Genomic DNA, 9,683 nt, shown 5'->3' on the forward strand with positions numbered 1-9,683 from the left:
TTTCATTTTGGAAGAACTATTGTGAAGACAGAACCTTTTCCAGGTTGGCTTTCTACAAATACGTTACCTTTATGTAACATTACAAGGTGTTTTACTATTGCAAGTCCTAGACCTGTACCACCCATTTCCCGTGAACGGGCAGTGTCAACGCGGTAAAATCTTTCAAAAATGCGGGGAAGGTGTTCTTTTGATATGCCTATGCCTGTGTCAGATATTTCAATTCTTATATTTTCACCTGCAGATAAACATTTAATTTTAATTTCTCCATTTTCACCGGTAAATTTTACAGCATTATCAATAAGGTTAGAAATTATCTGCCTGAACTTCTCTTCATCAACAGTTATATTTTGTATGTCTGCAGACACTTCTTTTATTATTTTCTGTTTTTTAGATTCCATCTTCGATTTATATACAACTAATATACTATTGATAAGTTCTTTAAGATTTACTTTTCCCAAATTCAACTTAAATTCCCTGGACTCTGCCATTGATATTGTAAGGAGGTCGTTAACGAGGTCTTTTAAACGTGTTGTGTTATCTTGAATTATACTAAGAAATTCCATCGCTTTTTCCCTGTCATTTATCGCACCTTCTTTAAGAGTCTCTACAAATCCGATAATTGCAGTAAGCGGTGTTTTAAGCTCATGTGATGCATTAGCGACAAACTCAGTTCGGACTTTTTCAAGTTTTTTAATCTGTGTCATATCATGAAAAACACACACAATACCAAAGAGTTTTCTATGATCATAAAATATAGACGATGTATGTATTTCGATATGGTGTTCTTCTGGTAAAAGTATTGTTATATCTTTTTTTAAAGATTGTTGTATACCCATAGCAGATTCTATAAAACTGTTTATCTCTTCATTCCCTATCACTTCCCAATAATATTTTCCTGCGACATCTTCGGACCGGAAGTAGAGCATTTTCGACAATGCCGGATTTATAAGAACTATTTTTTTGCTCTCCTCAACAACTAATACACCTTCAGACATGCTTGATAATACTGCTGAAAGCTCATTCTTTTCCTTGATAATCTCACTGATTTTTTTCTGTAGTTCTTCGGACATCACATTAAGACTATTGCCCAACTGAGCAATTTCGCCATACGACTTGAAATCAAGTTTCTGGCTAAAATCTCCCTTACTTATTTTTTCTGCAACGGCTCTCATTATTAATATAGGCTTAACAAAAGATTTACCCACTACAAGACTGAGCAAAAGTGCAGCAAGAATACCGATAAAAACTGCAACGATTATTATCTTATGTATTCTTTTTATTTTCTTATTGACATTATTCAGGGGCATTGACAGACGTATCGCTCCAATAGTCTTTCCGCGAAACCTTAATGGTATAGCCACATACATCATATCTACATTAAGAGTATTACTATACCTTATACTTTTTCCCGTAACACCGGATAATGCCCTTTCTATTTCCGGCCTGTTTTTATGATTTTCCATCGTTTTTGGATTTGACTCGGAGTCGGCAATCACAAAACCGTCCAAACCAACTATTGTAATTCTGTCTTTTATTTTTTCTTCCAATCTTTTTACTAAACTCTGTAATTCGGATGTATTTTTGAAAATAGCTACATTTCCCAAAATATCATCAACCAGCACAGCGGATATTTCGAGTTCGTGTGCGATTTCATCCCTGTAATATTCCTTAAACACATAATCTGCAAATACCGCAATTATAGTTGAAGAAACTACAATGATAAAAACATATGTTACAAAAAGTCTCTTAAAGATTCCTTTCATATAAATATCAACCTTTGAATTTATATCCTATTCCCCTAATGGTCTCAATACTACTCCCGTACTTACCAAGCTTTTGTCTTAACCAGGTAATATGGACATCGACAGCTCTGTCAACTACTGCAATCTCATCACCCCAAACATTATCTAAGAGTTGTTCTCTGGTAAATGGTTTTCCGCTATTTTCCATAAGAAAGGCGAGCAGTTTGAATTCGATAGAAGTAAGTTTTACCGGAATATTTTTTACGGTGGTTTCATATGTAGAGAGATTTACTTTTATATCGCCTTTTTCTAAAACATCTGCATGTCTAGCATCCTGCTTTGCCCTTCTTAAAATCACATTAATACGTTCAATAAGAACTTTTATACTAAACGGTTTCGTGATATAGTCATCGGCACCTAATCTCAGCCCTTCTATAATATCTGATTCTTCACCCTTTGCGGTAAGCATTATAACCGGTATGCTTTGCACTTCCTTATCCTTTTTTATTCTTTTTAGAATTTCAAGACCATTCAATCCCGGCAGCATTATATCAAGTATAATAAGCTTCAACGACGGCTTTATATCTATAATATCCAGTGCTTCGCCACCTGATTTCGCCGACATAACGCTATAGCCGGCTTTTTCAAGATTATATTTTACAAGTTCTAAAATATCTTTTTCGTCATCAACCACTAATATTTTTTCTTTTGACATAGAGATAATTGGTGCTTTTCCAGATTTTGGATGAGGTCGTGTGTCCATGAGATAGGATTAACGGGATTAAAAATTTATTAGACCAATTTACATCTTATTTTCAAGTACGTTTTACTTTGAGAGACCGAATCTGTAACCGACACTTATTCTGTTTGTCGTATTAAGATAAAGTCCGGGTATATATGCGTAACCGAAATCAATATTTTTCCAGTTGATACCTAAACCGAAATGCAGTTTCGCTTCTTCAACATTGAATCTGTAGCCGATATTTAAAGAGACAACCTCATAACCAAACTCAAATCCCAACTCAGGAATTAGTTCTTTATCTTCAATATTATAGGTTGCGCCGACTCCGGGAATAATATAATATTTCCCTGATTTATAAAAATAACCGCTTCCTAAATAACCGGATGAGGGAAGCGGATTTTTTTTCTCAATAAACTTTGTTGATGAACCGAGATTTTGAACCGCTGCCGAAACTGATAAATTTTCTGTCGGAAGATAAAATACACCGAGGTCTCCGACATAAGCAATTGCTGACTCCCGTTCTATGATCTTGCTTGATGCAAATTTCAGCGATGCACCTCCGAACAGACTATCGCTGAATTTATGCCCGTAAGATAACAACCCGAACAAATCCCTCTGTGCAGAAACATTTGCTGTTTTAAGTTCACCGCCTTCAAGCCAGTTTAATTCCATAATTCCTGCATCATAATATGCAACTCCGCCGGCAATCATACCATTTTTCAATGGTTCTCCATAAACTAAACCGCCTAATTTGTCATCGGATAATCCAAGTTCTGAAATAAAAAATATCTCCCGTTGTTGATTAGTCCCCAGAACGGCGGGGTTATAAAACACACCGGATAAATCACCGCGAACCCCGGTAACTGTTGTCATCGCTTTGAACTTTGCCGACTGCACTTTTTTGAAAATCGACCAGCCGGATTTTCCGAAATCTGCATAAACCGTATTTACCTGATTTATAAAAAAAACAAGTCCGATAAATTGGGAAACTACCAACAGTTTAAAAATTTTTCTTTTCATAACCCCTCCATGTACTTCTATATCTATTTTTTTATATTTTAATTTTAACTTTTAACTTGACTCTTCCTACCTTACTATCGCCATTTTTTTATGGATACTGACACCGGGACCTTTGATATGTACAACATATATTCCTGATGCTATATTTTTGGGTATCCATTCAAACCTGCCTTCTGAGAGATTTTCTTTCGTCTCATCGTGGACAAGTTCACCGGTTAATGTAAATATCCTGCATTCAAACTTTCCGACTTCCGTTCCTTTGAAATCAACTTTAACCGACTCACCCTTATCGGGATTTACTGCGCCCCTGCTTTCAGTTCCACCAACAACTTTCACTTCACCGGATTGTGTCACTGTGGAATTTGCTGCTTTTGCGGTATATGTCCCTACAAAATCCCAGTTGCTGACACTTATTGAAAGCGATGTTGTACTTATTGAAACAGGGCTAAAAGTGTAATCTGTTTTAGACGCTGTCACTGTATAACTTCCTTTAGCTAAGCTTAAAAACTCATAATAACCGGAACTATTTGTAGTTGTAACCCCTTGACTTGCTCCTGTCAAGTTAATACTTACACCGTTTATCGCCGTTCCGGCTGAATCCTTCGCATATCCCTTTATGAAATAGGTAACAACATCCGGAACCCACTTCGCATACTTTAAATCAGAGTTTGTAAAATCACGATATGAAATATTCGGATTATCATTTGAGTCGAGAGCTATAGAAGTATACCAACCTACATCACCTACTGCGTCTACTGACTCAGTGGTCCATGCAGTACCTGTCCACTTTGCATATTTTAAACCAAATAATCCGGCACCACCGCTACGATAATAAGAAATGTGCGGATAATTATTACTATCAACCGCTATGGAAGTATAGAAACCCACCTGCCCTACTGTATCAACTAAGTCAGTTGTCCATGAAGCGCCATCCCACTTTGAATACCTTAAACCAGGACTTATGTTATCGCTATGAGAAATATGTGGATAATCATTACTGTCAAGCGATATAGAACTATAGTAACCTCCAACAACAACTGTTGAAGTTGACCATGCAGTACCTGTCCATTTAGCATATTTAAGCTGCCCGTTTGTGCTATGACAATACGAAATATGCGGATAATTCTTTGAATCAACAGCTATAGAAGTATATGTGCCCACATCACCATCTGATTCAATTGTTGAAATTACCCATGAAGTACCTGTCCAGCTGGAATACTTTAAATCATAGTTCATAGCATCATAATAAGAAATATGCGGATTATTACTTGAATCAAGCGCTATGGAAGTATACCAACCCGAAAGAGATGATGAATCAACTGTTGAAGTTGACCAAACAGTACCGGTCCACTTCGCATATTTTAAACCATCTGAGTTAGAACGATAAGAAATATGTGGATTATTATTTGAATCAAGCGCTATGGAAGTATCTTCTCCCAGAAAACCCGTATCTACTGTTGTAGTTGACCATGCAGTACCGTTCCATTTAGCATACTTTAAACTATTGTTTGTATTATCGTGATAAGAAATGTGTGGATAATTGTTTGAATCGAGTGCTATAGAAGTAAAATCGCCGACATCATCTCCTGAATCGACTGTCTGAAGACTCCATCCGGCACAAAAACCTTTAGTAGCAAGTAACAAATAACAAGTAGCGAGTAATAAGAAACGAATAACAGAAATTTGCAACATTCCTATCTTCTGTTTTTTGTTTTCTGACTTTTGGTTTTTCATACAACCCCCCCTAAAAAAATAACTTTTTCCTTTTTGTATTTTTGTAAATTTTACTTTTGGTAATTATAACAAATTAAAAATCTTTGTCAATTGCTTTTATAATCTATTTTCCTACAAGCAGGACTACATAAGATGGTTTGTTAAAAGCAGCTCTTTAATTAGCAAAAATTTGGATTGGTGGACCTTCGGTAATTTTACTACCTCTATTAACTATGACTACTCTATCGCATATTTCTTTTACCATTTCCATATCATGCCCGGCAATAATTTTTGTATGATGAAAATTTTTAATTAGTTCTATAAATTCGCGGCGGGTAGCGGGGGCAACATTTTTCTACCTTTTTAAGAGCGAGGCGAGGGTCTTGTCGAGTGGAATTTCACGGAGTTCCGTTTAAAGCATTCAGTGGAACGAATGGGAACCCATCTGCAAAGGCGAGACGATTCTACGTATCACTGTTTTTGCTAATACTAAATTTGAATCTATTATTGGCACAGAAAACCTTTTAGGATTTACAGCCGAAGAAATATCTGTACATCCTATTATTATTGCTCTCGCTCCTTTTTTAGTTAACCAACTGATAATTTTTCTAAATTCATTCTGCACTTCTTTAGTAATTATACTATTCCTTTTGATTCCCTTTTTTCCATATATGAGATTCATAACTTTTTTTTGTAAAAGTTTATTTGGGACGATAATTTTTATATCAGCATTATTAAGAGGCCCCTGGTAAATTCCACTTCTTATTGTACCATCGGTTGCAAGTAATCCTATTTTTTTAGGTAATTTTTTCAATTCACTGCTTACTGTATCAACTACCTCATCTATCATATTTATGATAGGTACTTTTATCTCATTTTGTAAATCATCATAAAAATAATGAGCAGTGTTGCAGGGAATCGCGATAATATCAACGCCCATCTTTTCTAATTTTTTTGCACTTTTAACTAGATACGGAAGTGGTCTTTTGTTTTTATTCAAAATAGATTCTGTCCTATCCGGAATTCCCGGGTTATTATCAATAATTATTCTTAGATGGTCTTGATCTCTTTTTACCGGCGTTAAATTCACTATTTTTTGAAACAAGTCAATAGTTGCCAAAGGTCCCATACCACCAATTATTCCAACAATTTTTTTCATTGAATTATATGTTTGCAAAACTCATTATTTTAACGACTTCATCAATTGGTATCCCTTTAAATACCTTACCATTTATACCTGTTAAAGTATCTGCTTTTAAGACAGAATTTATAATTGCCTCTTCAGTAGCATCAATTACTCCTTCAAACAACTCAGTAATTATTGGTTCGTGTATCTCAATCGTATTTAAAACGTTTTTTTCTGAAGTATGAGGTATACGATTTGCTGTTGAAAATGCTATAACTATATCTCCGCTAGAATTAGAGGCAGTTGCTCCAGTACGGGACAAACCAAATGTTGCACGTTTTGCGACTCTTGTTAGTTGTCTTGAAGAAAGAGGTGCATCTGTTGCTACTACAATTATAATAGAACCTCCCTTTTCATCGTCAAATGATTTCTGTCCAGTTTCTTTTTTTTGAAGTTTTAAACCGACCGGAACACCGTTAATCTTTAATTCCCCTTCTTTTCCGGTATTCATCAAGACCAAAACACCTATTGTATATTCACCTGAAAGAGTAGAAATTATTCGTGAAGATGTACCTATACCACTTTTAAATCCGAAAGATGACATTCCTACACCGGCACCGACATTCCCTTCTTCAACTTCTCCGCCTTGTGCAGTCTCTATTGCTTTTAATACATGTTCTTTACCTGCATGTCTACCCAAAGCATCATTAAGTAACGCATCATTACATTCAGCAACTATCGGATTAAAAGAAAAAATTCCTGTGTTTTCTTTTGAAAGATAATCTATGAGAGTATCTGCTACTCTCCATACATTTAATGTGCCGGTAAGAAGTATAGGTGATTCTATTACTCCAACTTCCTGAATTTGAAAAAGTCCTACTGATTTTCCAAACCCGTTAATAATGTGGACAGCACCAACAAGTTTTTTCTGAAAAATATTGTCTTCACAAGGAATTATCGCAGTGATTCCTGTTCTGACAGGTCCCTTGCCTTGTATAAGAGGACCTTCACCTTTAATTAAAGTGGTATGCCCAACCCTAACCCCTTTAACATCTGTTATGGCATTAAATTTACCACAAGGTAAAGTTCCAATTTTTATATTCAGATCTTTTACTCTTGGCCGCATATTTTTAGACATAAATTTTTACCGCACACTAAATCAGCCAATGAATTCAACATGAAATATTTGTCACTTATTTTTTATTTGATAGTTTTAAAATAGCTTCAGCAACCATCTTTTTCGCTTGATATATATCAGAAGGATTTGTGGAATAATCTGTCATATTCCGAGCAACAATATTCAAACTTTTTGTAATAACGTCTTCTCCTTCTTTCGTCAGTTGAGTGTTTCCTTCTTTTTTATTTTTTTCAACTAATTGCCCTAACATATATAAATAACAATAATCTTCTCTGCCTTCTCGCAAAACCTCTTCGCGGATTGAACTCAAAAACGGATTATTTTTATCAAGTGTGGAATTGGGATAAATATAACTTCTTATAATTGGATATAGTTCTTCCTGATTTTTCCATATTTTGCTTAGTGGTTCTCTGAAACCAAGGTCATAATCAAAAAAAGAGAAAAAATCAATATTATATTTATAAGCAAGCCAATAGATATTTCTTTGTTCTACTAAAAGATTGTGTTGCATGTAACCAGGAGCAACTAATGTGGCGCCCCAATACCAGCCTATCCTGTCACCTGCTTTCTTTCTTGCTAATAAAAAATCGGTTATCTCGCCTTCCCAAAGACCAAGATGAGCACACCATATTCCGGTATAACCTATCATTTTATCAAGACACCCTAAAGCACGACCGGTAAATGGTGTATCAAAATTAGTAAATCCGGCATCTATTATCTCCTTTTGTGATTGCTGCCATTTTTCAAGAATACCTGCTTTTAGAAAGTCAGGCTCATCCCAAGTAGTTAACCTAAAATTATCTAACCAGCCCCTCTCTTTCAAATGGTTGTATAATCTTTTAAGAATCGCTTGTCGCTCCGGTCCCATACGCTCATCATTGTTCTTAATACGAAGAGGACCATCAGGATAAAAATACCGCATATCTATTAAAAACCAGAATTTATTCATACCAAGTTTTATAAGTTCTTCTGTCTCTTCATCAAATGTATCGTAAGAACCTTCAGATGATGGACCCCATGATATGTATGTGTTACCGCGATGAAGTTTAATCATATGTTTTGCCTTCATTTTTGTACATTCGAGATATGGTATCCCAGTAGCGTCAGCCATAGCGCTAGTATCTCCCCAAGGACGTAGTTCTAAAGGACATTCTTTTATTAAAACAAAATCCCATACTTTTAAGGAAACTTTTACATCTGTTCGTTTACCATTTTTTGGAATAATAGAAACCGTTCCGGTATATGTTCCTGCTACCGTATCTTTGGGTACATAAAAAGTAAGCCAGACTGTATTGTTATTATTAGTATGTGCATCAAATACTTTGTCTAATTTTAATGGGTCAGGACGTAATCCGATAAGTTCATCAATGGATTTAAGATGGCGTGCATTTAGGAATGATTGCTTTTGGCCGTCATTAAGATCTTTAAAATACCAATACCCTGCTTCCATAATTACATATGCTGCATTATGATATTCAAAATTAGCCTTATTTATCTTAAAGACATCGCCTTCATCATTACCCGGCAGCGCATAAGTAAGATCGCTAAATTCTACCTTGATGCCCTTAAGGTCTTCTTTACCTTTTGGTATTATAATTATCTGAGCAGGTTCATACTCATCTTTAGCTGCATATAGTTCTATGGATTTAGTTTTACCGATAAATCCTTTGTCCCGAAATACACTTACCATTGAGTTTTCAACAAAAGCGTCATACACCACTGCTGCTGTAGAAACATTCACCAACAAACCAACAACTGCAGTTACTGATACTACTATACTCAAAAAGCTTTTCCATTTCATAATCCATCCTCCATTAGAGAGACATGTAAAGAGGTGAGACAGATAAAGAGTGAATCAGGTAGAGAGATAAGTCAGTTAAAGAAAAATTATCTTTACCTTTATCTACTGTTCTTCTCTATCTGCTTTTACTCTTTACCTTTATTTTTCCACCCCAATCTTTATTTTCTTTACTCCTGTGCTGTTTTCTATAAATATAATATATACTCCACTCGCTACTCCCTTACCACCGTCATTCTTGCCGTCCCATATCACCTTACCACTATTACCTATTTCCACTAATTCCCTTACCAATTCTCCATCTACCGTATAGAGCTTTACTACTGCTCCTGTTGTTAAGCCTTCTATGTTTAATCCCTGAACATTCTTCACCGGATTATACGGGCTTGGATATACTTTTATAC

8 protein-coding genes are annotated in these 9,683 nt (G+C 35.5%); all 8 read right to left on the reverse strand.

Annotated features, from left to right (window positions below):
• Window positions 1-2: 2 nt before the first annotated feature.
• A complete protein-coding gene (locus tag PHE88_04625) occupies window positions 3-1,763 on the reverse strand; it encodes an ATP-binding protein (protein MDD5687100.1) in 1,761 nt (586 codons plus the stop codon).
• A gap of 7 nt (window positions 1,764-1,770) precedes the next feature.
• Entirely contained in the window at window positions 1,771-2,457 is a 687-nt protein-coding gene (locus tag PHE88_04630) for a response regulator transcription factor (protein MDD5687101.1), read from the reverse strand.
• Between the two features lie 111 nt (window positions 2,458-2,568).
• Window positions 2,569-3,504 carry a hypothetical protein gene (locus PHE88_04635; protein ID MDD5687102.1) on the reverse strand — a complete coding sequence of 312 codons (936 nt, stop codon included), beginning with the start codon at window positions 3,502-3,504 and terminating at the stop codon, window positions 2,569-2,571.
• A 66-nt stretch (window positions 3,505-3,570) separates the two neighbouring features.
• On the reverse strand, window positions 3,571-5,238 hold the full coding sequence (locus tag PHE88_04640; protein MDD5687103.1) for a carboxypeptidase regulatory-like domain-containing protein: 1,668 nt from the start codon (window positions 5,236-5,238) through the stop codon (window positions 3,571-3,573).
• Window positions 5,239-5,638: 400 nt separating this feature from the next.
• A complete protein-coding gene (locus tag PHE88_04645; protein ID MDD5687104.1) occupies window positions 5,639-6,376 on the reverse strand; it encodes an amino acid racemase in 738 nt (245 codons plus the stop codon).
• A gap of 4 nt (window positions 6,377-6,380) precedes the next feature.
• Entirely contained in the window at window positions 6,381-7,481 is a 1,101-nt protein-coding gene (locus PHE88_04650) for a P1 family peptidase (protein MDD5687105.1), read from the reverse strand.
• A gap of 55 nt (window positions 7,482-7,536) precedes the next feature.
• Window positions 7,537-9,282, reverse strand: coding sequence for a DUF6067 family protein (locus PHE88_04655; GenBank protein ID MDD5687106.1), 1,746 nt, complete (start codon window positions 9,280-9,282; stop codon window positions 7,537-7,539).
• 138 nt (window positions 9,283-9,420) lie between these two features.
• Window positions 9,421-9,683: T9SS type A sorting domain-containing protein (locus PHE88_04660; GenBank protein MDD5687107.1), on the reverse strand; the 263-nt coding region annotated here is incomplete at its 5' end.

This window comes from Elusimicrobiota bacterium (genome assembly GCA_028718185.1).
Taxonomy (GTDB): Bacteria; Elusimicrobiota; UBA8919; order UBA8919; family UBA8919; genus JAQUMH01.

Bases quoted from the DNA above. Each gene is read 5' to 3' on its own strand.
- PHE88_04625 (MDD5687100.1), bottom strand. From the start codon at position 1,763: ATGAAAGGAATCTTTAAGAGACTTTTTGTAACATATGTTTTTATCATT.
- PHE88_04630 (MDD5687101.1), bottom strand. From the start codon at position 2,457: ATGTCAAAAGAAAAAATATTAGTGGTTGATGACGAAAAAGATATTTTA.
- PHE88_04635 (MDD5687102.1), bottom strand. From the start codon at position 3,504: ATGAAAAGAAAAATTTTTAAACTGTTGGTAGTTTCCCAATTTATCGGA.
- PHE88_04640 (MDD5687103.1), bottom strand. From the start codon at position 5,238: ATGAAAAACCAAAAGTCAGAAAACAAAAAACAGAAGATAGGAATGTTG.
- PHE88_04645 (MDD5687104.1), bottom strand. From the start codon at position 6,376: ATGAAAAAAATTGTTGGAATAATTGGTGGTATGGGACCTTTGGCAACT.
- PHE88_04650 (MDD5687105.1), bottom strand. From the start codon at position 7,481: ATGTCTAAAAATATGCGGCCAAGAGTAAAAGATCTGAATATAAAAATT.
- PHE88_04655 (MDD5687106.1), bottom strand. From the start codon at position 9,282: ATGAAATGGAAAAGCTTTTTGAGTATAGTAGTATCAGTAACTGCAGTT.